The following is a 24,868-nucleotide window of genomic DNA, read 5'->3' as shown; positions in this document are numbered from 1 at the left end:
GACGCCGGCGCCGGCTGCACCAAAAGGGCAGCAAAGACGAATATCGCGAGCGTCAAACTTCGCGCTGCGCGCATTCCACTCGCCTCCGAGTCTAAATTGTGGAGGATAACGGGGTCGAACCGTTGACCTCTTGCATGCCATGCAAGCGCTCTACCAGCTGAGCTAATCCCCCGAACTGATCGTATCCGAAAGTTTGCGGCGCACGACGTTCTTCCTGTGTAACGAAGGCTTTCGGACGCTCAGTGGATTTGCGTCGTGCTTTGGCCTACTACTTTGTCGTCGACCGTGAGATAGACCGTAGCCGGGCCCGTATAATTGCCCGGAATGTCGAAGTAGATCGTCGCCTTTCCGGTGGTGCCGGGGTCGATAGAATCCGGGTTGCATTCCACCGCGGCGGACGTATCCGCGTCGAGCGGCGTCGCATCGCCGAGCTGCAGCGTGAACTCCGATGGGTCGCACTGGACCGGATCCTTGGAGACGTTCTTGATCTCCATGTCCGCTCGCAACGCGCCCGCGCTTCCCGCCACCGCGACCTGGTCGAACGATATCACCACAGCGGCGTTTGCCGCCGTCGTCTCCACGGGCTCTGCGGTCGTCACATCACTAACGGTTGGCGAGGCCGCCGCTTGCGAAGTGGTATTGTCGTTGCTGCTACTGCTGTTGCTGCTATTGCTGCTGCTGCCGCAACCGAAGAGGGCCGCAATGCCGCACGCGGCAATCGCGGATTTCCATGCCGAATATTTCATGGCCGAGCATTGTCTGTTAGGCGCGCGAAATCCCCGCCAACTATAGGAGCGACGGCGCGGACAGGTGCCGCGTCGCCGCTCGCGTGGGCTGGAAGGTTAGACCAGTTGTTCGCTAGTGGAGACCCGCCAACTTGACGTCCTTCGCGCCCAGCGCTTGCGCGACATCGTAGAACGCCTGATTGCTGATCTCGTGGTAACGCAGGTCGGCGAGTTTGCCGAGATCGGGGTTGGCGTCGATGTCGTTCATCACTTGCACGTGGATCTTGTGCGACACGGCCTTGTCGAGCAAGTACTCGATCTGGAACGTGCCGTCAGAGGCGGTGCCCGCGCCGACGAGCGTCTTGGCAAGGTTGACGCCGGTGAGGTCGGATGAAGGCGCCGGAAGGGTTACGCCGGCTGCCGTCGCGATCTTGATCGAATCTGCGACGGCGAAGTCGAAAGTCTTCAGCCAGCCTGTCACTTCGTCGCTGCCGTACTGTTTGCTCAACTTGGCGACTTCGGCGTTGACGGTGTCGGAGCCGAGCATCGAGACGAGGGCCTTGGCGGTCGAGAAGTTCGCGGCACCGCCGCCGGCTGCGACGAGCGCAGATGTGACGTTGAGAGCCGGCGCGCCATCATAGACTGGCCCGCCGAAACGGCCGTGCATGGCGCCGTTCATCATCATATCCGTGCCGGTATCCATGGGCGCGGCGGCGGCGATCGACGCGGCTCCTGCGAGCGAAGCGGCGAGGGCGAAAGCTGCGAGCATACGAGACGTGGTCATCGAGTAACCTCCAGAAGAAGCGTTGGTTGTAATGATAACGAGGGACCGCTCGAATCGGATGAGGCCGATTGGTTTATGGGCGTCGCTCCCGGACTGTCGTCGCAACCACGAGCATGGCAAGCCCGAGAAGCGAGCAGCAGATGCCGCCGACTCTTTCCGTCTCCGCGTTCGAGCATGATTGAGCCGACGCGACGTCGAGCGATCTGATTACCCGCCCGACCTCGGAATGGCACGTCGCATACGCGTCGTTGGACTGGAAGAAGAAGATCAGCCCGACCGTGATGAGCGCGAACGCAACGAGAACGAATATCGGTTTCGCGTACATCCTGTACACCTGTGCCCACGCTATGAAGACTCTAATCAGAGCAGATCAACCGAACCAAGCGAACTAAGCGGACTTGCTTAGCCGGGTAGCAGGTATAGCGGCCAAACGCCAACCGCGCCGTTACCATTGCGCGTGGATGAAGGGTGAGTCGAACTCGGCGCAATCGCACCGACAGGGCGCACCACGTCCGATGCCTTGAAAGTCGGAAGGACACTCACGCGTTTGACGCCGCCGAATCAGCGGTAATATTTCTAGGGGCTGAAGGGCTCCGGGCGGTGCTGGCCCCAAGCGGCGCCGCTCTCTCATCGTCCACCGGGAACGTCACCAGTGCCCGGACTGCGTGATGGCTTCACGCGAAGATCCGCTCGTGTCCAAGATGCGGCTGTTACCCGTTGGAATAAGTAGCGCGATTAGCGAAACTTATTTTGAATAGAAGGCCTCAACGGTATTGAGGGCACCGTCTCCGCCAGCATATCCCCCTATCGCATAAAGCGCGCCGTTGATAACCCTTGCTGTCAGTTCCTCGCGCGCGGTCGGCATTGATGGCTTTGTCGTCCAAGCGTTTGACTTGGGATCGTACGCTTGAACGGTATTTACTATCCCGCCGTTCCAGCCGCCGACAGCAAAGATGGTGCCCTTAAATATAGTTGCGGCTAGCCATGCCGCCGGATACGTCATGGAAGGCTTTGCAATCCATTTGTTCTGAGCTGGATTGTAGGCCTCGACTCGGTTTAGGACTCCGCTTTGATCGTAACCGCCGATGGCATAGATAATTCCGTAACGTTCGGTGGCAGCTAGGCCGAAGCGACCACCCGAGGGCATCGTTGCCCGCTGCCGCCACGAGTTTGTCGCAGGATCGTAAGCTTCAACGGTGTTTAACGGTATCGTGGCCATGCCGCCAATCGCGTAAAGCACGCCGTTAACGACGCGAACAGCTAGATCGAACCGAGCTGTTGGCATAGACGCTTTTGTCGACCAGGTATTCGTCGCAGCGTCGTAAGCCTCGATCGTATTCAGGGCATCGCCGGCGCTGTCGCGACCGCCGACAGCGTATAGTATGTTGTTGATCACCCCGACTGCAAGGCCTTCCCGCGGTGTTGGCATGGGCGCCATTGTCGCCCATGTCCCTGTCGCAGGGTCGTACGCTTCAAGCGTGCTCAAGTAGTCGCCCAAACCGGCAGAACCGCCTACCACATAGATCTTGTTTCGGATGATATCTGCAGCTAAACCGAAGCGAGCCGTCGGCATCGGCGCCTCAGTAATCCAGCTACCCACATCAGGTTGTAATCCATTCGCCAAGCTACCCGCACCAGAATTTCGAAGTTGAATCGGATTAGAGTCGCTTGAGCATCCTGAGAAAGCGCAGACAAACGCAAAAACAATTGTCGCGCAAATGATTGTCAGCCGACTAGACATATCGTTGGCTCCAAATCGGGCCGATCGCCGACAGTTGGGTGATGAGAGGTTATTTTGGTCTGGTCAAGCGTGGGCCTTCGCGGCGTCCGCCCACGCCGCTTTCTTCCGCCGCAAGGACGTGACTCAGTTGAAGCTGAGCTCAAACCAACCACGCGACGATTGCGGATAGAATGAAGGAGCGGCATCACTGCTGATGCCGCTCCTGTAGCGGTGGCTCGATTAACTACGTCACGTCCTCACGGCTGATAGATCTGCACGTAGTTGTAGTATTCATCGTGATGGACGGTGTCGCCGCTCTTTGCTCCGCCGATGCAGTACAGCTTGCCGTTGACCGTCGCAGCAGCCGGCAGGATCGCCGCAAACGGCATGGGGGCGAGCTTCGACCAGCTATTCGTCGAAAGATCGTAGGCGTTCAGGGTGACGAGCGGCGACGTGAGCTTGACCCCGCCCGCGGCGTACAACGAGCCGCCGATGCCGGCTGAGCATGCGCCGGAATTTGGCGCCGGCACGTTCTTCTTGGTCGTCCACGTGTTTGTCTGCGGATCGTAGACCTCGTTGTCTTCGACGACCTTGCCCGAGTTCGCCAAGCCTCCAGCGGCGACGATATCCGAGCCGACCGTGCCGACGTTCGGGTTCGATTTCGCGACGTTGAGTGACGCTGCCGAGGTCCACGAGTCCGAGGAAGGGTTATAGACCTCGACGCCGTTGTAACGCCCGGTGGCGTTCGTGTAGCCGCCGACGATGTAGATCAGTCCGCCGTCGACCGATGAGCTCATGCTCGAGACCGCAACCGGCATCGACGCCTTCGTCGACCACGTGTTGTGCACCGGATCATACGCTTCGACGGTACTGAGCTGCGTGTTGCTGTTGCCGATATCGCCGCCGATGGCGTAGACGATCCCGTTGACGGCCTGGGCTGCGAGCACCCAACGTTTCGTCGGCATGGATGCTCCGGTGGTCCACTTGTTGGTCGCCGTGTCGTAGATCTCGTTCTTGCCGAGGGCACCGCGCGTGCCGAAGCCGCCGATGACATAGATCTTGGTCCCGACGACGGCGGCGCCTGCGCCGAGTCTCTTGGTCGGCAGCGGCGCGCCGGACGTCCACGTGTTGCTCGTGAACGCTCGGGCTAGGCGCTCGGTTGAAGACTGCTGCGCCATGACAGGACCTTGACCGCCGACGCGCGGCAGCAGGGCATTTTGTCCGCACGCGGTGAGAGAAAGACACGCGGCCGCGCAAATGGTGGTCGCCCAAAGCGATCGCGTCGATCGAAGATTGTGCATCGAGAGCCGTCCTCCAAAGAAAAGCAACGCCGCTTCATATCGAACTGAAACGGTCAGGTCGATTGCGTGGTGCTTTCGCGAACGCCAGCGCCTTACCAGCCGCGACCGCGGAAATGAGGCTTTTGCCCCAGCCCTACGTCGGGCGTAGGCGGCTTAGCCGGTATTTCGGGCCGTCTTTGTTTCTTAAGAACTCGATCTCGTCGGCGAGTACCGCCGCCAATTGTCGCTGTAGTCGGCCACTGTGCTATGTCTACGTTCACGGTTGAAAAGGCCAACAAGACAACACCGTTCGGTCAACAAACCATGAGCGGACACGATCTGCATTATCGAACAAGATGACTACCGAATCGCCCTCAGTATCACAAATAGTCGCCTTATCAATAAAGTTGTATTCTGTACCGCCATTGTCGGCGTGCGTGGCAGTAGCCAATCGAGTTAGGTCGTCAACTGACATTCCGACTCGAAGTCCATTTTCGAACCGATGTTCAGAAATGCGACCCGGCAAACCAAACACGTAGGGATGTACAAAGAAAAGCACGATGAGAGCAACCGCAATCACGGCGGACTTTAGTCAACGCCTACTCATGCGACCTCTTCTTGCATCCGAGAATCAAGCACTTGGCTCGCCACCATCTTGCTTGAGGAAATCTATAACCACGCGCTCGATTTCATCATTCTCGCCCATCTCAGCATACACCGTGAGTCGGAAACAACGATAAGTGGCATTGAAAGTGGCATAGCCACTAATTCCGCTCCAAAAGGGAAAAACGAAATCCCGCAATCGCTTGCGGGATAAGGGTTCAGAAACTGGAGGATAGGAGATTCGAACTCCTGACCTCATGCTTGCAAAGCACGCGCTCTACCAACTGAGCTAATCCCCCGGCCGCACATCATTCTACCGCGTGGCTTTCGCGCCATGCTGGACGTTGCGACGAAGGTCTACGGCTGACCAAATGGTTTCCCCACGACGAAGTCCGCCATGAGCGCGCGCTCCTTAGCGCTTGCATCGGGGCGATTCACAATCTCGTACTTCGGGTGCACATCTTGGCCGAGCGTGATGTCCAGCGATACCTGTCGTCCCTCGCGCAGAACGACCGCTTTCATGCGTGCACCAGCGCGATACGTGGCTAGCAGTCCGGGGAGGCTGTCCTTCGTCACGGCGAGCCCGTCGAGCGATTGCAGAACGTCGTATTGTTCGATGCCGGCTCGTTCAGCCGGGCCGTCGGGATCGACCGAGGTGATCATCACCACATCGGGGTTCACGCTCGGCAGTCCATCGTTGAGCTTCGAACCGGGGCCCTCGTAGCCAAGACCGTCCGGTGCGCCGATTTCATTCCACTGCGCCCCGAGCGAAGCGGCGCCGCTTTTCGGTAACGTTTTCGAGAGGCGCAGCCCGGCATAAGCGAGATACGTGTTCCAATCCGGCAGCGTCGTCGTGTCGAACCATGTGTGGAACAGGGCACCGGCATCGGCATCGCCGGTGGCCTTGGTGATGATCGAAGGCAGCTCGTCGTCGGTGTACGTGCCGCCCGGCGAGCGGAATTGATCGAGCGCCTTTTTCTGCCAGTCGGCGAACAAGTAGCGCGGCACATCGTCCAGGCTGTGCGCATCGTTCGTATCGTGCCGGATCTTGAGATCGAGCATCAGGGCCATCGCTGCCGCGCCGGTGTAATAGTCGCCGCCCGGTACCCACGCTGCGTCGTTAGCCCACCACGTGTTCCACGAGAGGTCTCCGAGCGAGAATATCTTGCGGCCGGGCGACGTCTCCTCAGTGTCGATCGCGTCCGCGAAGTTGACGAACATCCCCTTGGGCGTCGCGTAACCTGAACGCATCGCATGGATATAGGTGTAATATTCCGTGAACCCCTCCGCGACGTCGAGGCGTCGTGTGTGATCCTCGCGATCGTAGCGGAATGGTCCGAGGATCTGCGGTCTGATGCGCTTGACGTTCCATGAATGGAAATGCTCGTGCGCAAGCACGAACGCGAAGCCGTCCATCGAGCCGGTATCCCAGGTCGCGTCATCGGGATCGCGCGCTTGATCCCAGCCATACTCGTTGATGCCAGACAACGTGGAGTTGAGATGTTCCATGCCGCCGGGCCCGACAGTCGACATGATCGCCCAGTATTCCTTATAACCCGCGTGACCCATCATCTTGACTTCGCTGCCGATGATCCGACGCGCCACGTCGGTCATCTTCTGAATGTCGTAGTTACCGGGTCCGTCGATGACAAGATGATACGTCACGCCTTGGACGACGAAGCGCGATTCGAGGAGGTGCGGTGTCATGTCGGTGGGGCAGTCGACGAGCACGTCGTACGACGGCGCCGTGTATACATCCGGTGCGGTCTGCATCGCCAGCAATCCGGAAGCCATATCCCATCCGGCGGGTTTGTGGATCGTAAGGGTCGCCGGCCCGGCGACCGGGTAGCCGTCGTCCCCTTCGACGTACATGAACGTTTCGGCCCCATTGAAGAGCGCGCGCTGTGTGGTCAGTTGCGTACCAACGTCCGCTACGCGATCCGCGTACAGATCGTAGTGGACGCTGAGTGCGCTAATGCCATGCGTATCGATGTTCCACGCGGTATCGCCGTCTTGACGCCAGGGCAGTGCGGTGCCGCCGGCATCGGCGGCAGAAAAGGTCAGGACGTTGCGGCCGTAATGATTGTCGGAATAGTAGCCTGGAATCCAGATCGGCATTTGCAGCGTCGTGCGATCGCGAGAAAGTCCGGTGATGTTCATCGTGATCTTGAAGACGTGGTTCGCGGGTTTCGGCATGGCAAGATCGTAGGAGACTGAAGGCGAGTCTGCGCGCGCGGGCATGATGAAGGAAGTTCCTAAGATGGCGATGCAGCCGATGACGCGCGCGATATGCATAGTTGAACAAGCCTCCATGAAAGAGTCGAACGCTTCGGATCGCACGTTCGCGGCTTGGTGTCAACCGTCAATCTCACCTGCGCAGCGCCACAACGCGGGCACTGCCGGAGGGACGACTCCGGATAGCGCCGTATAAATGAGCTCTTCCGGGCGATTAGCTCAGTTGGTTAGAGCGCGTCCCTGATAAGGACGAGGTCACACGTTCGAATCGTGTATCGCCCACCACGATCGTCACAGGCAGAATAGTCGACGAGCGGCGCCCGTCTCGATGCAGACGCCGCTCGACGTCGAATTTGTGATCAGGGCATCTGCGACGGCATCGTTGACGGACCCGGTGAAGGATTCGTCGTCGTGGTTGGATTCGGGTTGGTCTGAGTCGTATTGCATCCGGCAGACGCAAAGATCGCCGCGCAGAGCGCCGAGACGGCGACGATACCGGTGATGCTCGATTTGATTTTGTTCATGGATCATATCCTCGCGAGGGTTGAGGGACGATAGACAGACTTATTGCCGCGTCCATCGATCTAAAACGGCGCGAGATTAAATCCACATGGCATGCGAATGAGAAAGAATGCGTCGCGAGGTCACAACCGAGAGCACGTCGCTTCCCAAAGCGAGAGGGCAAGCGATGCTTGCCCTACTACGGAGGAGGGTTGGGCTACGCTTACTGTCCGCGGATGAGACCGATCCAATCCTTGGTGAGTTTGTCATCGATTTTGCGATCGGTCATGTTCAGATCGTCGAGCAGCGAACGCTCGCGCATGCGCTCGGATCGATCTTGAATCGATTCGTTGAACCGTTCCGAACGCGCATCCAACGCTTCCTGATGCTGCATCTCCTGAGCTTGCAGCATGAGCTGATCGGTCTCATCCATAGTCAACATCGTGGATTGCGCCGCATCGAGCGCATGGTTGCCCACAAGTTCGGCAACGGTCGAGACGATAGGAAGCCAAGCCATGCGCTGATCCTCCGTGAGTGGCGCTGTGGCGGCGCTATCCCGTCTGGACGTTGGCACGTCTAGCCGCAAGTCGCAGGCCACGGCGGGCGCCCTTGCCAGCGTGTGCTATACTATCTTTCGGCGCACGTGGCGATATGCGGGACAACCGATCCCATTAGGCAGAGGCCGGGCAGCGCTAGATAAGGTTATCAGTGAGAGAGAAGATCCACCCCGCATGGCACGAGGCGCACGTCGTTTGCGCTTGCGGCAATACATTCACCACCGGCTCCACGCTCGCGAAGCTTCACGTCGAAATCTGCTCGGCGTGTCATCCTTTCTTCACGGGCAAGCAGAAATTCGTCGACACGGAAGGCCGTGTCGAGAAGTTCATGACCAAGTATGGGTCGGTTTCGAGCAAGAAGTCGCAAAAAGCTAGTGCGAAAGAATCCGCGCCGGTGAAGGCGGCGGCGCCCGCCGCCCAGCCTGCGCCGGCACCACGGGCCGAAGCCAAGGCAAAAGCACCGGCGCCAAAAGCGGAGCCTAAGGTCGAGGCGGCGGTTGTTGAGACGAGCGCCCCCGTCGTTGAAACAAGTTCGCCGGTCGCCGAGACAGGCGCTTCGCAAGTAGAATCGATTCAGCCGCTCGTCGTCGAGCACGAAGCACCGCTTGTGGTCGCTCCTCAAGCTCAAGCGGCAGAACCGGCCGCAGAACTCGTTTCCGCGGCAGAACCGGTCGCAGAGCCCGTCTCCGCGGCAGAACCAGTCGAAGAGCCTGTTTCCGCGGCAGCAGCAGAGCCCGCAGCTCATGTCGAGTCGGCGTCGGCCGTCGCGCAGCCCGAAGCTGCCGCTCCGGCGGAGGCGGCCGCCACTGCCGACACGATCGAGGAAAAACCCGCCAAGGCAAAGACCGCCAGAACTCCGCGGACTGCGGCCGCCAAGACGGCGACCCCGCGCGCACCGCGCGCTGCAAAACCGACGGCAGAGAAATCGGAGACGGCCAAATCGGCCAAGACGACGAAACCCAAGAAAACTGCGGGCACGAAGGCCGCAGCAGAGCGCACGCCGTCCTCGTAGCGGGATAGCGATCGCCGCTCGATCGTCAGGAATCCCGCATGGAACAGATCGCCACACTAGAGGCCCGGCTCGAAGCCGTCGAAGCTCGCTTTTCCGAGATAGAAGCGCGCTTGACGGCCATTTCCGGCAATTACGATCAGAACGAAAGCACGAAGCTCTCTAAAGAGCGCGCCTCCCTCGAGCCGATCGTCAATGCCTTCCATGAATGGCGCGCGGTGCGCGCTCAGCTTGCCGACGCCGAAGGAATGGCACGCGACAGCGACCCTGAGATCGCCGAGATGGCGCGTAGCGAAACGCAAACGTTGCGCGCGCGCAGTTCCGACCTTGCCGAACGCATCAAGATCATGCTGGTGCCGAAAGACCCCAACGACGACAAAGACATCTTCGTGGAGATCCGCGGCGGAACCGGCGGCGACGAAGCCAGCCTTTTTGCCGGCGATTTGATGCGCATGTATGCGAAATTCGCCGAGAAGCGTCGACTGAAAGTTGAACTCGTGAGCACGGCCGAGACGCAGGCCGGCGGCTTCAAAGAAGTGATCCTTGGGATCAAAGGCGCCGGCGCGTACCGGCTCTTCAAACACGAGAGCGGCGTGCACCGCGTGCAGCGCGTGCCCGCAACGGAGGCGAGCGGACGCATCCACACGTCCACCGCGACCGTCGCGGTGATGCCCGAAGTTGATGCCGTCGAGATCGAGATCAACCCGTCTGATCTGCAGGTGGATACGTATCGCGCGCAAGGCGCGGGCGGCCAGCACGTCAACAAGACGGAATCGGCCATCCGCATCACGCACCGCCCAAGCGGCATCGTCGTTGCGTGTCAAGAGGAGCGCTCGCAACTACAGAACCGCGAGCGCGCCATGCAGCTTTTGCGCGCGCATCTTTACGAGGCCAAGCTTCGCGAGCAGGAAGAAGCGGCGGCGTCGGCGCGCCGGGCGCAAGTCGGAACGGGCGATCGAAGTGAGAAGATCCGTACGTACAACGTGCCGCAGGACCGCCTGACCGATCATCGTATCGGGCTTTCGACCGGTAACCTCAAAGCGATCTTAGCCGGCGATCTCGACGTCGTCGTCGATGCGCTGCTGGCCGATGAAGAGCGCCGGCGCCTCGCGGTCGGCGATGCCGTCGCCTAAAGGTCCGCGCACACCGGCTGCGCGCGGCAGTGAAGCGACGGTGACCATCGCAGCCGCAGTGGAAGCCTGTCGCCGCCGACTGCTGCCCGTCGCAACCGCACCGTGGCTCGAGGCGCGACTGCTTACAAGTCACGTCACCGGACTCGACGCATCGGCGATCGTGGCCTACGGCGACAACATCCTTGAGCCGGCGCGTCTGCAGCGCTTGGCGGATCTCACCGCACGACGCCTCGCCGGCGAGCCGCTTGCGTACATCGTCGGATTCAAAGAATTCTGCGGGCTGCGCATCATGGTGGACGGCCGCGTCCTCGTTCCCCGGCCGGAAACCGAAGAACTCGTTCATGCAATCGTGGCGGACTGGCGCGGCCGAGCGCCGCACGTCCTCGATCTCGGCACCGGCAGCGGCGCGATCTCGTGTGCGCTCGCGCGCTTTCTGCCGAACGCACACATCCTCGCGACCGACATCAGCGAACAGGCGCTGGACGTGGCGCGGACCAACGTCGAGCGGCATCTGTTCGGCGAACGCATCCACCTCGCGCACGGCGATCTTTTCGATGCGGTGCCGCCCGGCACTACCTTCGACGTCATCGCCGCCAACTTGCCCTATGTCCGGGATGGAGACGTTGACCTCGAGCCGACGGTGCGCGCGAACGAACCGCACGTCGCTCTGTTCGGCGGCCGCGACGGGCTGGACGTTTTCCGACGCGTCGTCGACCGCGCGGGTGCCTACATGAAGCCTGACGGCGCGCTCTACTGCGAGTGCAGCCCGGATAATGCCTACGAGTTGGCGGGCCTTGCGCGCGATGCCATTCAGGATTCGTCGATTTCGGTGCGCGCCGATGTGTCGGGTCGCGAACGGTTCGTCGTCGTGCGCCGGACGGCGAGCAATTCGTGAGCGAGAACCACGGCCTTCAGGCGCGATCGGCGCAAGCGTGGGTCGAGCAGACGCAAGCGGATTTGATCGCGCTGTTCGAGGCGCTCGACGGCCGCGGCCGTTTCACGCGCGATGCTTGGGAGCGGCCCGGCGGCGGGGGCGGCGACACCGCGATTATGACGAACGGCGTTCTCTTCGAGCGCGCCGGCGTCAACTCGTCAGCCGTCTGGGGCGAGTTCGACGATGTCGCCCTTGCCAAGATCGGCGGCGAAGAGCGCCGGTTCTTCGCGACCGGAGTCTCCGTCGTGCTGCATCCGCGCAGCCCATTGGTGCCGACCGTTCACGCGAACTTCCGCTATTTCGAACGCGGCGGCGAATGGTGGTTCGGCGGCGGCAGCGACCTCACGCCGTACTATCCGTATGATGAGGATTGCCGGCACTTCCATGCCGTGTGGAAATCGGTCTGCGATCGCCACGACGCGAAGTACTACACGCACTTCAAGCGCTGGTGCGATGAGTACTTCTATCTTCCGCATCGCGGCGAGATGCGCGGCATCGGCGGAATATTTTTCGACTATATACGGACGGATTTCGCGCGCGACTTCGATTTCGTGCGCGATTGCGCGGGAGCCCTCATCCACGCGTACGCGCCGATCGTCGAGCGGCGTCGCGACGAACCGTCCGGCGATCGTGAACGTGCCTTTCAGCTGCTACGGCGCGGGCGATATGTGGAGTTCAATCTCATCTACGATCGGGGAACCGCGTTCGGTTTAGCGACGGGCGGTCGAACGGAATCGGTGCTCATGTCGCTGCCGCCGCTCGCGCGCTGGGAATACTGTTTCGAACCGGAATCCGGCAGCCGCGAGGCTGCGGCGCTCAGCTATCTTCGGCCGCGGGACTGGGTGTAAGAAGAGAGACGTATCGCTTCGCTACGGCGACGGCGAAGTCGCGTGCACCGCGGCGCCATTGAGTTTCCCGTCTACCGTGGCGATATCGCGCGGGTCCTTCGTATCCCAAGAAATCGTGAGCACACCGGTCGCTGCGCCCTGGATCGCTACGATCGCCTCAATGTTGCCATTCGCTGAGTCGACGTTCGCGGAGCCGCCGACGCTGAGATCGGGGACAAAGCGAAAACGATTGAACGTGATCATCTGGCTGCTCTCTCTGTTAGTAACTCCAATGGATCCGCCACGCAGCCCAAGCACGCGTGCCGATGACAATGTGAAAGCTCGCGTGATCGCGTCGCCGACGGTCTGGACCGCGGCCGTACAGACGCGAAGCAGCAACGCATTCGCATGATTCCCGGACGCGGCCGCCGCCGGTGCGAAATCGGCGGCCTTCTGTGCGAACATCGCAACAAGCGTGTACGGCGGAAGTCGGTTTGCGCACGAGCGGTTGCGAATGGAGAGCGCGACGATGAATTCGCGTACCAAGCGAGACGCGCAATCATATGTGTCGCCGAGCGCGTCGACGTGCACGCTGTTGCGCATGACGACGTGCTGTGCATGCGGAAGAAGCGCGGTTGCCGCGTCGCCTTGCGCGGCCGGCGTGATCGTGTCGAACTCGCCCGAGATGACAAGAGCGGGCGCTAGCGGCAGCTTTGTCCCCTTGGCGACGGGTCCGTCCGCGGGCACCGAAGCCGGCTTCGCGGGCCAATCAACGCAAAGCGGCGTGTAGCTGATATCTAACGGCATGCCCATCCACTCGTCGATCGTGAACGGCGCGTAGACGGTCGGCGCAAATTTTCGCTCGGCGGAGAGCGCGGCGAGCCATTGCGTTTCGCGGGCATGCGAATCCGATCGCATGTCATAAGCCTGCGGATCGTCGGCACAACTCACCGCGGTGAAGAGTCCGCGGCTATAGCTCGCAGCACTGCCGGACGCTTCCTCGATTTCATACGTCTCACCGGTGAGCCGAAGCAAGGGGAGCGGATCGGCGCTGTTCAGATACGCGCCCGCTGCGGCGTCGAGCTCACGATAGACGTCGGATGACGCGCCGGCAGACGCCATCACGAACGCGAGATCGGCGGGACCAATCGATACGCGCTCGATCGAGCCGCCGATCGGCGCCGATCCAACGATCGGTTTCACGCGCACGGCTGCGAGGAGACGCTCGATCCTGGATAGGCTCGTCCCCGGCTGCTTGCTGCAGGACGGCGACCGCGCACAGGCAGCGTTCAACGCTCGCCGTGTCACCGCCGGCGCTTCCGGATACCAGGGCGATAAGCCCACGACAGGATATGCACCGTCGAGAACGATCGACCGAAGCATGGCGGGATGACGCGCCGCAAACGTCTGGACGAAGAAGGTCCCGTAGGAGTCGCCGTACATGTCCGCGCGGGTAACGTGCAGTTCGTGCATGATCGCGGCCAGATCGTCCGCAGCCAGAGCGGTTCGGTAGAGGTACGCGGTAGGACCGAGCCGCTGGCCGCATGCGGCGACATCGGACTTCGTAAAGGCGGGCCGGCTCTGTAACGGCTCGCAATCGATGAGCCCGGATTGCCCGGTTCCGCGATTGTCCATCATCAAGAGGTCGTGTGTTTGCAGCAGCGGACTGAACAGCGCGCGATATGCGTCTCGCGTGCCCGTGCTTCCGGATCCCGGTCCGCCTTCGTTGGCGACGATCACGCCCGCCGAAGTCGCGCGCGTATCTGCGTGGGGCAAGAATTCGAAGTGGATGCGAATCGTTGTGGTGATGCTGCCGGTCGGGTCGAGCGCTCGCACGATGGACCCGCAGAGATACGAAGACGCGGCCGCGCACGGATGAAGCGCGCCGAAAACCAAGAGTGCGGCGATCACCCCGAAGCATTTTACGGCGGACCATAGAGGTCCGCCCAACACGAATTACGGCGGACCTTAGAGGTCCGCCCAACACGAAGTACGGCGGACCTTAGAGGTCCGCCCAACAACAACGGCGGGAGGAACGCGAAAGCCGGACGCGAACCTCAAAGTACATGGATTGCGTCCGGCAGGCATGAGCAAATACATTTTTTTCACAGGCGGCGTCGTCTCATCGCTCGGCAAGGGCATCGCCGCATCGTCGCTCGGCAGACTCCTCAAAAGCCGCGGCATCAAAGTCAGCATCCAGAAACTCGATCCCTACATCAACATGGATGCAGGGACCATGAATCCGTATCAGCACGGTGAGGTATTCGTCACTGAAGACGGCGCCGAGACCGACTTAGACCTCGGCCACTACGAGCGATTCATCGATGAAAACCTGACGCGCCTTCACAACGTCACCACCGGCCAGATCTACGGCGCGGTGATAGATAAAGAACGGCGCGGCGACTATCTCGGCGGCACGGTCCAGGTCATCCCCCACATCACCAACGAGATCAAGAATCGAATCAAGCGGGTGGCCGAAGCCGGTGACGCAGAGGTCTGCATCGTCGAAGTGGGCGGCACGGTGGGCGATATCGAGTCGCTCCCGTTTCTCGAAGCAATCCGCCAGTTCAAACATGAGGTCGGCGACGACCACGTCATGTACGTGCACCTCACCCTGGTGCCGCACCTCGGGGCCGCCGACGAACTAAAGACAAAACCCACCCAGCACTCCGTGCGCGAACTGCGGGCGATCGGCATCTCGCCGGATGCGATCATCTGCCGGACGGAATACCCGTTGACGCAGGAGACGCGGGAGAAGATCGCGCTTTTCTGCGACGTTCCGGCGTCGGCCGTGGTGCAGAGCCGCGATGCGCAGAGCATCTATCAGGTACCGCTCAATCTCGAAGCAGAGGGTCTGGCGGACCAAGTGTGCCGCAAGTTCGGTTTTGTCGAGCGGACGCTGGATCTTGAAGAGTGGCGCGCGATGGTGAGAAACATCCAGCGCCCAAAGGGCGGCGTGAAGGTTGCGCTCGTCGGCAAGTACGTCGAACTCAAAGACGCCTACATCTCGATCAGCGAGGCGCTCTACCACGCTGGTGTGGCGCAGAACGTCGCCGTCGAGATCGTGCGCATCGACTCCGAAGCGCTGGAGGAGAAGGGCGTCGACGCTCTGGCCGGCATCTCCGGCATTTTGGTCGCACCCGGATTCGGAGCGCGAGGCATCAAGGGCAAGCTTCTCGCGATCCGGCACGCGCGCGAAAACGGCGTGCCTTTCCTCGGCATCTGTTACGGCATGCAACTCGCGTGCGTGGAATTCGCGCGAAACGTCTGCGGGCTCGATCACGCGCACACGCGTGAAGTTGAACCGGAGACCCCGCACCCGATCATCGACTTCATGGAGAACCAACGTAACCTGAAAGTCATGGGCGGCACCATGCGGCTCGGCGCGTATCCGTGCTCGATCGTCCCCGGCACGCTGGCGGCCGAAGCATATGGCGAGTTAGAGATCAGCGAACGGCACCGCCACCGTTTCGAATTCAACAACAAGTACCAGGAACTGTTCGAACGTCACGGCATGGTCTTCTCCGGCCGTTACGTCGCGGCGGATCTCGTGGAGATGATCGAGCTGCCGGGCCATCCGTTCTTCCTCGGTACGCAGGCACACCCGGAATACAAATCGCGGCCGACACGGCCCGCACCGCTCTACCGCCGGTTTGTCGCGGCGAGCGTTGAGCGCGCGCGCGTGGATTCTGCGGACGCCGCGCACCGCGACATCGCCTGAACCCCGCCGATATAACATTCGTCATCCTCACGAAAAACGAGGAACGCAATATCGAGGCGTGCCTGCGCTCGCTGCCCGACGGCGCGCATGCACTCGTCTATGACGCGCGTTCGGACGATCGTACGGCGCAGCTCGCGGCGTCCTGCGGAGCCCGGGTCACAAGCGCCGACTGGCTTGGATTTGCCGCAGCGCGGGCCGCCGCGGCCGCGCTCGTCACTACGGCTTGGACGTTCATGCTCGATGCGGACGAGCGATTGACGCCGGCTGGGCGCGCCGAGATGCTCGCGTGCGATCCGGAGCCGGAGACGCTCGCATACAGCGTGCCGCGCAAGAATTTCTTCTGCGGGCGCTGGATCCGCGGCGCAGGCTGGTGGCCGGACAGGCTTCTGCGCCTTTTTCGAACAGGCGTCGCCACCGTCACCTCATCGAACGATCCCGGGGCTGGCGCGGCGGCCGTGCACGAGCGCTGGGAAGTCGATGGTGCGGTTGCGGCATTGACCGAACCTATCGAACACCATTCGTATCCGAGCGTCGATGCATACAGGCGGAAATTTGCCCGCTACACAGCGCTCGAAGCGGCAGGCATAAGAAGTCGCGTCAGTCTCGCGTCGCTTGCCGCCGCCGGCATGCTGGTGCCGGTGCGCATGGCGTGGCTGCTTTTCGTTCGCGGCGGCGTGTTCGATGGTTGGCGCGGCGCATACGTGAGCGTGGGGAGCGCGTGCTACTCGGCCGTGGCGAGATGGAAAGCGTGGAGACGCTAGTCGGCGCCGGCCCCGACCGGAACGTTCTGCTCCAAGAGCGTATCGATCGCGCGCTGCCGGATGTAGCGTGCCACGAGTTTGCGATCGGCGAAGTGCGCCGAGTTGAACGCGAGGCCGAACTCCGCGACCTGCGTTCGGTCTGACGAAGGCGCAACGTGCGCGACGCGAGCCGACAGTTGAAGCTCGACGTTGTCGGCGACGCGCAGCGTGAGCGCCACCGCATCGCCGGCGCTGAGATCAAGCGAGCCGCGGACGCGGGCGCCGGCAACCGAAAGGTCGACGATTTGGACGACGGCGACGTCGGCGGTGTCGAAGATCGTCAGCGTCGCCTCATCCGCCAAGGGATGGCGTAAATGGCCGCGCGCCTGCGACGCGCCTGCGTTTCTCGCGGTCCGATCGAACAACATCCCGAACAAGCCCATCCGCAAAAAACTCCATGCACGTCGCGAAGATGCTAAACACGAGGATACGACGGGCAGTTGCAACCTTTGTGACGCGCCGCTCGCAGCACCCTGCCGAGTAAGCACTGAAATGGGCCGATGTGACTAGGTGCACGGGGCTCTTCTAGGTCACGCGGCCAAGCGCAAGGCCAAAAGCCCTAGGGGCAGAAACGGCGGGCGTGCCCCTCCTCGATGCGAGCCTTCCCGGCGCTCCGCGGCAGCCGCGATTGAGCCGGCCACGTATCGCGCTCGACGCGCGGCTGACGCGTCAGATGTCCGTGGGCATGCAAACGTACGTGCGCGAACTTGTCGCCCGGTTGCCGGCGGCTGCACCGGATATGCAGTTCGTCGTCATCTCCAACGCGGACCTAGACACGGCAGGCGCGGAAAAAATACGGATCGCCGATCGCACGGCCGCAAATTTTTCGCTGGGCGAATACGCCGCGTTACCTCGTCTTCTGGAACGCGGCAACGATCTCGTCCACTTGATGTCGCTGTATTCGCCGTTGCGCGTGCGCGCACCGCACGTCCAGACGATTCACGATCTGATCCATCGGCGCTTTCCTCAATATTTCTCCTGGAAGGTTCCGCTCTACTATCGATGGGTGACCGGTCCGGTCGCGCGCAGCGCGCGCGCGGTCATCACGGACGCGCGCGCTACCATCGGGGATCTGCAATCGTACCTCGACATCGACGCGCGCACGATCAAGGTCGTGCCGCTTGGTGTGAAAGCCGCGTTCTTTCTCAGCGACGAGGAGCGCGCACGTATCGCGACGCACGCGCGAGAGCGTTTTGCACTGAGGCGCCCGTTCGTGCTCTATGCGGGCAATGCACGCCGGCACAAGAATCTCGAAACATTGTTCGCCGCGTGGAGCGAGCTTGAGATCGAATGCGATCTGTGCATCACTTCGGAAGAAGCGCTCGATTTTGACGCCGATAGGTACGTCTCTCCGCGCGGAAGAATTCTGCGGCTCGGTCATGTGGAAGAATCCGATCTCGTATCGCTCTATGCAGGCGCCGCCGCGGTCGTACAACCGTCGCTCTACGAAGGCTTCGGGCTGTCCGTCGTCGAGGCCATGGCCGCCGGAACGCCTGTGATCATCGCGCGGACGCCGGCGCTGGTCGAGGTAGCAGGCGACGCGGCGCTGTCGTTCGCGCCGACCGATCACGTGGGCCTCGCACAGGCGCTTGCGGCGGCGCTAAGCGGGAATCAACCGATCGCAGCGCTCGTAGCCGCCGGACGGCGGCGAGCCGCGGCATATACGTGGGAACGCGCCGCTTCCATGACGGCCGACGTCTACAGAGAAGCGCTCGCGCGATGATCGCACTCGTGGCGGCATTGATCGTTGCCGGCGCACCCGCGCGCGTCGCGATCGACGGTACGATGCTTTCGGCGGCGTCGGTGTCGCAGGTCGGCGGTCGAACGTTTGTCGCGTTGCGGGCGGCCGCAGCGGCATTCAACGCAGACCTCGCCTACGATCCGCGGAGCAAGACGGCGACCTTCACCACCGTCGTGCGCCAGGTCGAACTGCGCGTTGGCCAACGTTCGCTTGTCGTGAACGGCGTGCGGACCATGCTCGATGTCGCGCCCATCTTCGTCGGCGATCGCATGCTCGTACCGCTTCGCGCGCTTGCGCTCGGCTTTGGCGCGACCGTTCACGCGAACGTCCGAGCACACGAAATCGTCGTCACGTCCGGCGAGGCTGGCGCGTCTCCGCCAGGGCAGGCAGTTGTCCGATCCTCGTCTTCGTTGCAAACGCTCCAAGGAACCGTGACGAAAGTGGACACGGCGTCTGGAGCGGCGGACGTATACATCGATTCCCACGGCCAGCAGTATCGCGTCGTCATCCCGGCGGGCGACGTCATTCAATTTCGTGAGACGCGCGGCAACATGGCCGGTGCCGGCACGATCGCGCAAGTCCGCGCGGGCGACACCCTGATCGTCTCATCCGACGCCGCCGGCAGCATCAACTCAGTCGCCGACATCTTCACGAGCTATCTCGGCACGATCGCTGCGATCGCGGGTTCGAGCATGGTGCTGACGTCCGGCCGGGTCGTGAATGCCGATCCGACCGACACGGTCGTCTCGCTCGACGGACGGCCTGCGACCTTTGCCGATCTTCACGTCTCCGACGCCGTTACCGTTCGCGCGGACCCGCTCACCGGAAAGGTGCGTGACGTGGTCGCGGCTTCGATGGCCGCATCGAACGGCAAGTCCAGCCCTGCGGCGAGCGGCGGCCCGTCGATTTCGAGCACGCAAGACAACGCCGCGGAGCCGTTGCGCGCCGGTCAGAGCTTGCGCGTCACCGCGACCGGAAGCGCGGGCGCGGCGGCGTCGTTCGATATCGGCGACATGATCGTGGGCATGCCGATGCGCGAGATCAGACCAGGTCGCTACGAGGGTTCGTTCGACATCGGCGCCGGCACAAATCTCGTGGCGGCGCCCTTGATCGTGCGCTTCTCGCTCGCGAATGCCTCGGCACAGGCGCTTGCTCCCGACACCGCCACGATCATCACCACTCCTCCAACCGTGCGCGAGATCGCCCCGGCAGCCGGCGCCGTGGTCTCAAGCCTTCGACCAAGCATCTACGTCACGTTCAACACGGTTGGCGCCCGAGGCATGCTCGCCGACAGCGAGCGGCTGCTGGTGAACGGAGTAGATGTCACGGCGGCGTCAACGCGCAACGCTTCCTATATCTACTACTTGCCCGGCGCCGATCTTACGTCCGGCACGATTCGCGTCGAGCTTCGCGCATCGGATACCGCCGGCAATCCGCTTACCTATTCGTGGTCGTTCGAGCTGACGCCGCCATGAAGCGATTCGCGACGATCATCTGTCTCAGCCTCGGAGCGTTGTTCGCGTGCAGTCCGCACGGCGCAGGCGGCGGTTCCGGATCAAGCGGTAGTCAAACACTCGTTTTCGGCCGAAACAAGGACGCCATCACGCTGGATTACGCCGTGGCGCCCGACGGCAACTCGCTCAACGTCGCCCGAGACACCGCAGAGGGTCTCACGCGCTACGTGCCCGGATCGTTCGCCATAGCGCCGAGCTTGGCGACATCTTGGAACCGGAGCGCCGATGCGAAGACCTGGATTTTCAAATTGCGGCATGGCGTCACGTTCCAAGACGGCACACCCTTCGACGCAGCGGCCGTCAAGTTCAATTTCGACCGCTGGCGCCTGAAGAACAATCCGTACCATAAGGGCGGCGATTTCGGCTACTACGCTAGCCAATTCGGCGGATTTCCGGGCGTCATCGCCGGCGTCGACGTGATCGCGTCCGATGAAATCCGGATCGACCTGACGCATCCGCTCGCCCCGCTGCTCGCGGATCTTGCGATGCCCGCCTTTTCGTTTGCGTCGCCGTCGGCGCTGCGGACCGAAGGGGAGAACTATTTCCGGAGTCCGGTGGGCACAGGACCCTATCGCGTGTCGGAGTGGGTGAGAGACGACCACATCACACTGACCGCGTTCCACGCCTATTGGGGCCGCAAAGCGACGATACAAACCGTAGTGCTGCGCGATTTCGTGGACCCGTCCACGTCTTTGCTCGCGCTCGAGCGCGGTGATATCGACGGCTGGGAATATCCCCAGCCGGAATCACTCGCGGACATCCGAAAAGACCCGAATCTCACCGTCTATCATCTGCCGCCGAATAATGTCATGTTCTTATCGATGAACGAATTGCACCCGCCGTTCAACAATGTGCTCGTCCGGCGCGCGATCAACGAAGCGATCGACGCCAAGTCGATCGTGCGCGACTTCTACGATTCGTCGGCCGTTCCGGCGGATGAATTCTTGCCGGCAGCCGTCGGGCCGCATGGTGTCACGGTCGCATACCCGTACGATCCGGCTGACGCGCGCCGGCTGTTGACGCAGGCGGGTTTCCCGAACGGTTTTTCGACGCGATTCTGGTTCATGACCGCGCCGCGGCCGTATCTGCCCGAACCTCAGCGCGTGGCGGAAGCGATCCAGGCGGACTTGAGCCGCGTCGGCATTCGTGTGACGCTGCAAGGTCTCGAGTGGGGCGTGTACGTGGCGCGAGTCGAGAACGGCGAGCACGACCTGGCGTTGTTCGGTTGGTCGGGGGACAACGGCGATCCCGATAACTTCCTCTATACGGTGCTCGACGAAGACAGTGCGAAGCCGCCGGGTGCGAACAACGTCTCGTTTTGGAAGAATCCGCAGTACCACGCATTGATGCTTGCCGGGCAGACCGAGCCGGATGCGGCGAGGCGAGACGGCATCTATCGCCGCGCCCTCGAACTCATCCATTCCGATGCGCCGACCGTGCCGATCGCGCACAACGCGCCGCCGACCGTCTTCCGGTCCGTTGTGAAAGGATTCGTACCGAACCCCGATACCGCCGAGGACTTCAATCTCATGTACTTTCAGGAGTAGGCGCCGTTGTATCGTATCGCTCTGTGTGCGGCGACAGCGGCGGCCGTGGTGCTCTGCGCGTGTTCGACCGGGCCTTCTTCGGATCGCGCGCTCGTGTTCGGGCGGAACAAAGACGCGGTTTCGCTCGATCCGGCGATCGCGACCGATGGCCTTTCATTCAATATCGCGAGGAACACCCTTCAAGGCTTGACGCACTACAAGCTCGGCGGCTTCGAGCCTGAACCGCAGCTCGCCATCTCGTGGCGGCACAGTCCCGATGGAAAGACGTGGGACCTCCAATTGCGCCGCGGCGTCCGATTTCAAGACGGCACTCCCTTTGACGCCGCCGCCGTCAAATACAATTTTGACCGCTGGATGAAAGACGACCCGCACTTTTCGTACTTCCACAGCCAATTCGGCGCGTATCCTTCGGTGATACGATCGGTGCGCGTGCTGACGCCTTCTTCGGTGGAAATCCAGCTACGCACGCCGGTCGCGGCTTTTCTCTCCGACCTCTCGATGCCCGCGTTCTCTATATCTTCGCCGACGGCGCTTGAGACGTTGAAGAACGATTACTACACGCAGCCGTCGGGAACGGGGCCCTATCGCGTCGCCGAGTGGGTGAAGGACGATCACATCACGTTGAAGGCATGGGACGGCTATTGGGGAGCGCAACCGAAGATCAAGACCGTTGTCGTCCGCGACATACCCGATCCCGCGACGGCGATGCTCGAACTACAGAAGGGCGATATCGACGGTCTTGAGTTTCCGCGACCCGACGATCTGCCTGCGCTGCTCGCCGACCATCAATTGCACGTCTACCGGCAGCCGCCGAACAATCTGATGTATCTCGCGATCAACAATAAGAAGAAGCCGTTTGACGACGTCCTCGTGCGGCGCGCGATCTACGAGGCGATCGACACGCGCGCAATCGTGAAGAGCTTCTACGATCCTTCCGCGCTCGCGGCGAAAGAATTCTTACCGCCCGCGGTGTGGCCGCACGGCTTCGACACGTCGTACCCGTACGATCCGCCCGGCGCGCGCGCGCTCCTCGCGCAGGCCGGCTATCCGCACGGCTTCTCCACGACTTTCTGGTACATGACATTGCCGCGGCCGTACGTGCCCGAACCGCAACGAGTCGCAGAGGCGATTCAGAGCGACCTGCGAGCAGTCGGGATCGATGCGACGCTGCAGGGTATGGAATGGGGAATGTACTTGACGAAGACGGGCAGCGGCGATCACGACCTCGCAATCATCGGATGGACCGGAGATGACGGCGATCCCGACAATTTTCTCGACCCGCTGCTCGATCGCGATTCCGCGATTCCGCCGGACGCGAACAACATCGCGTTCTGGACCGACGAGGCCTTCCACGAGATGATGGTGGCGGGAAGGAGCACGATCGACCCTGCGGCGCGCATGGCGATCTACCGCCGCGCGTTGGCCAGGATTCGCGATCAAGTACCGGTCGTGCCGATCGCGCACACCGCGCCGCCGATCGTCTTCCGCTCCGAAGTGCGCGGATACGTTCCTAGCCCGGACAGCGGCATTCATTTCGACACCATGTATTTCGAGGGGTCGAACAATGGGTGAAGCATGCGTGTTCTGCGACATCATCGCAGGCAAGTTCGGCACGGAATTTCTCTATGAAGACGACGCCCTTGTCGCGTTCGCCGACTTGCGGCCCGTGGTCCCATCCCACACGCTTGTCGTGCCGCGCGAGCACTTCGCGGATCTTCCCGCTGTCGCAGCCGCTCCAGGCGGCGAAGCGCTGCTCGGCAAGCTCGCCGCGGCGTCGGCGAAGATCGGCGAGCAACAATCGAAGGGCGCCGGCTTCCGCATTGTCGTGAATACGGGAGCGGAGGCCGGCCAGACGGTTTTCCACGTCCACCTGCACGTACTGTCCGGCCGTCACTTCACGTGGCCTCCCGGCTGAGGTGGAATATCCAACGGCCGCGCCGAGCAACGTGTGGGCGGCGGATACGCGCGAACTAGCGCAGCGACTCGTGTCCGGATCTTCCGTCGTCGTGCTCACGGGCGCCGGGATGTCCGCCGAAAGCGGACTGCCGACATTTCGCAGCGGGAGCGGTGCGCTGTGGAACAACTATCGACCTGAAGATCTGGCCACCCCGCAAGCGTTCGCCCGCGATCCGATTCTCGTGAGCACGTGGTACCGCGAACGGCGCGGGCGTGCAGCCGCGGCTCGGCCGAACGACGGACACATGGCGCTGGCACAGATGGCGCGCGCACTTCCTTCCTTGACGATCGTCACGCAAAACGTGGACGGACTTCACAGTGAGGCCGGATCCGCCGATGTGATCGAGCTTCACGGTTCGATTCGCTGGTCTCGCTGCACCGTATGCGACGAGCGCACGCCGGGAAGTCTCGAGGGACCGTTGCCCGATACGTGTACGTGCGGCGGCTTGCTGCGACCGGCCGTCGTCTGGTTCGGCGAGGCTTTGCCGCACGCCGCGTGGGAACGTGCGGAGCGCTCGGCGCACGCCGCAGACGTCTTCATCGTCGCCGGCACGTCGGCGGCGGTCTATCCTGCCGCCGGTCTCGTCCATATCGCGAAGCGCGCCGGCGCCTACGTTGCCGAGGTCAATCCCGAGCGAACCGAAGCCTCAGCGATCTGCGATCTCGTCGTGCGGGCTCCGGCGGGTCAGTTCTTTCCTGCGTTGCTCGCAGCGATGCGAGAGCAGGCACGATGATCGTCGTAATCGTCTCGGTACTCCTCAGCCTGTTCCATCCTGCGCACGCGCCTGCCAACCCGAAACCGTCGGCGAACGTCACCGCCGATCCGGTGATCGCGGCTGCAGGCGACATCGCGTGCGATCCCTTCGGAATGATCGACAGGACGATGACCGGTCTGTTGGGATGGTGCCGGATGGCGGAGACAGCGCGCTTGATCAAGATGGATCACGTCGCGGCGGTGCTTGCTCTGGGCGACGAACAGTATCAGAGCGCGACACCCGACGACTTCGCATACGGCTACGCACTGACGTGGGGAGCGTTCGAAGGCATCACGCACCCGACCCCGGGGAATCACGAATACTACACGCCCGGCGCTGCCGGCTATTTCGGGTATTTCGGCAAGGGCGCCGGCGACGCAGAGCGCGGATACTATAGTTTCGATGTAGGTTCGTGGCATCTGATCTCGCTCAACGGCAACTGCGCCTTTGTCGGCGGGTGCGAAACGGGGTCGCCGCAGGAGCTCTGGCTGCGGGCGGATCTTGCATCGCACCGATCATCGTGCAC

At 62.1% G+C, this 24,868-nt stretch carries 22 protein-coding genes, 3 tRNA genes and 1 pseudogene; 14 read left to right on the top strand and 12 right to left on the bottom strand.

Translation table 11 applies throughout. The features are described from left to right. Positions 1–99: 99 nt before the first annotated feature. The 8 genes from VKT51_06200 to VKT51_06165 all read right to left on the bottom strand — a co-directional run bounded on the left by VKT51_06200 (position 100) and on the right by VKT51_06165 (position 7,407). A tRNA-Ala gene (locus VKT51_06200) sits at positions 100–172 on the bottom strand. Positions 173–239: 67 nt separating this feature from the next. Beyond that, a complete protein-coding gene (locus VKT51_06195; GenBank protein ID HLJ83743.1) occupies positions 240–599 on the bottom strand; it encodes a DUF4352 domain-containing protein in 360 nt (119 codons plus the stop codon). Positions 600–858: 259 nt separating this feature from the next. Next, a complete protein-coding gene (locus VKT51_06190) occupies positions 859–1,509 on the bottom strand; it encodes a hypothetical protein (GenBank protein HLJ83742.1) in 651 nt (216 codons plus the stop codon). A gap of 73 nt (positions 1,510–1,582) precedes the next feature. Beyond that, the gene (locus tag VKT51_06185; protein HLJ83741.1) at positions 1,583–1,834 is read right to left on the bottom strand and encodes a hypothetical protein; all 252 of its coding nucleotides are present in this window, start codon (positions 1,832–1,834) and stop codon (positions 1,583–1,585) included. Between the two features lie 420 nt (positions 1,835–2,254). Then, complete coding sequence (locus VKT51_06180) at positions 2,255–3,250, bottom strand: kelch repeat-containing protein (protein HLJ83740.1); 996 nt, start codon at positions 3,248–3,250, stop codon at positions 2,255–2,257. 236 nt (positions 3,251–3,486) lie between these two features. Further along, positions 3,487–4,530, bottom strand: a complete 1,044-nt coding sequence (locus VKT51_06175) for a kelch repeat-containing protein (GenBank protein ID HLJ83739.1) — start codon at positions 4,528–4,530, stop codon at positions 3,487–3,489. A gap of 808 nt (positions 4,531–5,338) precedes the next feature. Then, positions 5,339–5,411 (bottom strand) — tRNA-Ala (locus VKT51_06170). A 58-nt stretch (positions 5,412–5,469) separates the two neighbouring features. After that, positions 5,470–7,407, bottom strand: coding sequence for a PDZ domain-containing protein (locus VKT51_06165; protein ID HLJ83738.1), 1,938 nt, complete (start codon positions 7,405–7,407; stop codon positions 5,470–5,472). Positions 7,408–7,555: 148 nt separating this feature from the next. Between VKT51_06165 and VKT51_06160 the strand changes: the two genes are divergently transcribed. Continuing rightward, positions 7,556–7,632, top strand: a tRNA-Ile gene (locus VKT51_06160). A gap of 74 nt (positions 7,633–7,706) precedes the next feature. On the opposite strand, the gene VKT51_06155 is transcribed toward VKT51_06160, so the two are convergent. Continuing rightward, positions 7,707–7,871 (bottom strand): hypothetical protein, encoded by a 165-nt coding sequence (locus VKT51_06155; protein HLJ83737.1) that lies wholly within the window; start codon positions 7,869–7,871, stop codon positions 7,707–7,709. A gap of 200 nt (positions 7,872–8,071) precedes the next feature. Further along, positions 8,072–8,365 carry a hypothetical protein gene (locus tag VKT51_06150; GenBank protein HLJ83736.1) on the bottom strand — a complete coding sequence of 98 codons (294 nt, stop codon included), beginning with the start codon at positions 8,363–8,365 and terminating at the stop codon, positions 8,072–8,074. 191 nt (positions 8,366–8,556) lie between these two features. Between VKT51_06150 and rpmE the strand changes: the two are divergent. The 4 genes and pseudogenes from rpmE (at position 8,557) to hemF (ending at position 12,329) form a co-directional block, all read left to right on the top strand. Beyond that, positions 8,557–8,757, top strand: a pseudogene (gene rpmE, locus VKT51_06145) (50S ribosomal protein L31). Positions 8,758–9,455: 698 nt separating this feature from the next. Continuing rightward, complete coding sequence (prfA, locus tag VKT51_06140) at positions 9,456–10,547, top strand: peptide chain release factor 1 (GenBank protein HLJ83735.1); 1,092 nt, start codon at positions 9,456–9,458, stop codon at positions 10,545–10,547. Continuing rightward, positions 10,534–11,442: a peptide chain release factor N(5)-glutamine methyltransferase gene (gene prmC / locus VKT51_06135; protein ID HLJ83734.1), complete on the top strand. Its 909-nt coding sequence runs from the start codon at positions 10,534–10,536 to the stop codon at positions 11,440–11,442. The genes prfA and prmC overlap by 14 nt, the downstream gene beginning before the upstream one ends. Next, the gene (gene hemF, locus VKT51_06130) at positions 11,439–12,329 is read left to right on the top strand and encodes an oxygen-dependent coproporphyrinogen oxidase (protein HLJ83733.1); all 891 of its coding nucleotides are present in this window, start codon (positions 11,439–11,441) and stop codon (positions 12,327–12,329) included. The genes prmC and hemF overlap by 4 nt, the downstream gene beginning before the upstream one ends. A 21-nt stretch (positions 12,330–12,350) precedes the next feature. Here hemF and VKT51_06125 read toward each other — a convergent pair whose 3' ends face one another. Next, positions 12,351–14,219: an alpha/beta fold hydrolase gene (locus VKT51_06125; GenBank protein HLJ83732.1), complete on the bottom strand. Its 1,869-nt coding sequence runs from the start codon at positions 14,217–14,219 to the stop codon at positions 12,351–12,353. 175 nt (positions 14,220–14,394) lie between these two features. Here VKT51_06125 and VKT51_06120 point away from each other — a divergent pair, with 175 nt between their 5' ends. Further along, positions 14,395–16,029 carry a CTP synthase gene (locus VKT51_06120; protein ID HLJ83731.1) on the top strand — a complete coding sequence of 545 codons (1,635 nt, stop codon included), beginning with the start codon at positions 14,395–14,397 and terminating at the stop codon, positions 16,027–16,029. After that, complete coding sequence (locus VKT51_06115; protein HLJ83730.1) at positions 16,026–16,790, top strand: glycosyltransferase family 2 protein; 765 nt, start codon at positions 16,026–16,028, stop codon at positions 16,788–16,790. The genes VKT51_06120 and VKT51_06115 overlap by 4 nt, the downstream gene beginning before the upstream one ends. On the opposite strand, the gene VKT51_06110 is transcribed toward VKT51_06115, so the two are convergent. Next, positions 16,787–17,212, bottom strand: coding sequence for a PilZ domain-containing protein (locus VKT51_06110; protein ID HLJ83729.1), 426 nt, complete (start codon positions 17,210–17,212; stop codon positions 16,787–16,789). The two genes, VKT51_06115 and VKT51_06110, sit on opposite strands and share 4 nt — an antisense overlap. Positions 17,213–17,457: 245 nt before the next feature. On the opposite strand from VKT51_06110, the gene VKT51_06105 reads away from it, so the two are divergent. From VKT51_06105 to VKT51_06075, 7 genes are all read left to right on the top strand, one after another. Then, positions 17,458–18,552, top strand: a complete 1,095-nt coding sequence (locus VKT51_06105) for a glycosyltransferase family 1 protein (GenBank protein ID HLJ83728.1) — start codon at positions 17,458–17,460, stop codon at positions 18,550–18,552. Then, entirely contained in the window at positions 18,549–20,045 is a 1,497-nt protein-coding gene (locus VKT51_06100; protein ID HLJ83727.1) for a copper amine oxidase N-terminal domain-containing protein, read from the top strand. The genes VKT51_06105 and VKT51_06100 overlap by 4 nt, the downstream gene beginning before the upstream one ends. Further along, the gene (locus tag VKT51_06095) at positions 20,042–21,631 is read left to right on the top strand and encodes an ABC transporter substrate-binding protein (GenBank protein ID HLJ83726.1); all 1,590 of its coding nucleotides are present in this window, start codon (positions 20,042–20,044) and stop codon (positions 21,629–21,631) included. The genes VKT51_06100 and VKT51_06095 overlap by 4 nt, the downstream gene beginning before the upstream one ends. 6 nt (positions 21,632–21,637) lie before the next feature. Next, positions 21,638–23,203, top strand: a complete 1,566-nt coding sequence (locus VKT51_06090; protein HLJ83725.1) for an ABC transporter substrate-binding protein — start codon at positions 21,638–21,640, stop codon at positions 23,201–23,203. After that, positions 23,196–23,546, top strand: a complete 351-nt coding sequence (locus tag VKT51_06085; GenBank protein HLJ83724.1) for an HIT domain-containing protein — start codon at positions 23,196–23,198, stop codon at positions 23,544–23,546. The genes VKT51_06090 and VKT51_06085 overlap by 8 nt, the downstream gene beginning before the upstream one ends. A gap of 1 nt (position 23,547) precedes the next feature. After that, the gene (locus VKT51_06080; GenBank protein HLJ83723.1) at positions 23,548–24,321 is read left to right on the top strand and encodes an NAD-dependent deacylase; all 774 of its coding nucleotides are present in this window, start codon (positions 23,548–23,550) and stop codon (positions 24,319–24,321) included. Continuing rightward, positions 24,318–24,868, top strand: a 551-nt coding sequence (locus VKT51_06075; GenBank protein ID HLJ83722.1) for a hypothetical protein, incomplete at its 3' end; no start/stop codon positions are given. The genes VKT51_06080 and VKT51_06075, both read left to right, overlap by 4 nt.

It is taken from the genome of Candidatus Eremiobacteraceae bacterium (assembly GCA_035295225.1).
Lineage (GTDB): Bacteria > Vulcanimicrobiota > Vulcanimicrobiia > Eremiobacterales > Eremiobacteraceae > JABCYQ01.
Note: the sequence above shows the minus strand (reverse complement) of the source record. Positions and strands in the feature narration are given on the sequence as shown.

Excerpts from the sequence above, each read along its gene's own strand:
- VKT51_06190 (HLJ83742.1), bottom strand. The coding sequence starts at position 1,509 with ATGACCACGTCTCGTATGCTCGCAGCTTTCGCCCTCGCCGCTTCGCTC.
- VKT51_06185 (HLJ83741.1), bottom strand. The coding sequence starts at position 1,834 with ATGTACGCGAAACCGATATTCGTTCTCGTTGCGTTCGCGCTCATCACG.
- VKT51_06180 (HLJ83740.1), bottom strand. The coding sequence starts at position 3,250 with ATGTCTAGTCGGCTGACAATCATTTGCGCGACAATTGTTTTTGCGTTT.
- VKT51_06175 (HLJ83739.1), bottom strand. The coding sequence starts at position 4,530 with ATGCACAATCTTCGATCGACGCGATCGCTTTGGGCGACCACCATTTGC.
- VKT51_06165 (HLJ83738.1), bottom strand. The coding sequence starts at position 7,407 with ATGCATATCGCGCGCGTCATCGGCTGCATCGCCATCTTAGGAACTTCC.
- VKT51_06155 (HLJ83737.1), bottom strand. The coding sequence starts at position 7,871 with ATGAACAAAATCAAATCGAGCATCACCGGTATCGTCGCCGTCTCGGCG.
- VKT51_06150 (HLJ83736.1), bottom strand. The coding sequence starts at position 8,365 with ATGGCTTGGCTTCCTATCGTCTCGACCGTTGCCGAACTTGTGGGCAAC.
- prfA (HLJ83735.1), top strand. The coding sequence starts at position 9,456 with ATGGAACAGATCGCCACACTAGAGGCCCGGCTCGAAGCCGTCGAAGCT.
- prmC (HLJ83734.1), top strand. The coding sequence starts at position 10,534 with ATGCCGTCGCCTAAAGGTCCGCGCACACCGGCTGCGCGCGGCAGTGAA.
- VKT51_06120 (HLJ83731.1), top strand. The coding sequence starts at position 14,395 with ATGAGCAAATACATTTTTTTCACAGGCGGCGTCGTCTCATCGCTCGGC.
- VKT51_06110 (HLJ83729.1), bottom strand. The coding sequence starts at position 17,212 with ATGGGCTTGTTCGGGATGTTGTTCGATCGGACCGCGAGAAACGCAGGC.
- VKT51_06100 (HLJ83727.1), top strand. The coding sequence starts at position 18,549 with ATGATCGCACTCGTGGCGGCATTGATCGTTGCCGGCGCACCCGCGCGC.
- VKT51_06095 (HLJ83726.1), top strand. The coding sequence starts at position 20,042 with ATGAAGCGATTCGCGACGATCATCTGTCTCAGCCTCGGAGCGTTGTTC.
- VKT51_06085 (HLJ83724.1), top strand. The coding sequence starts at position 23,196 with ATGGGTGAAGCATGCGTGTTCTGCGACATCATCGCAGGCAAGTTCGGC.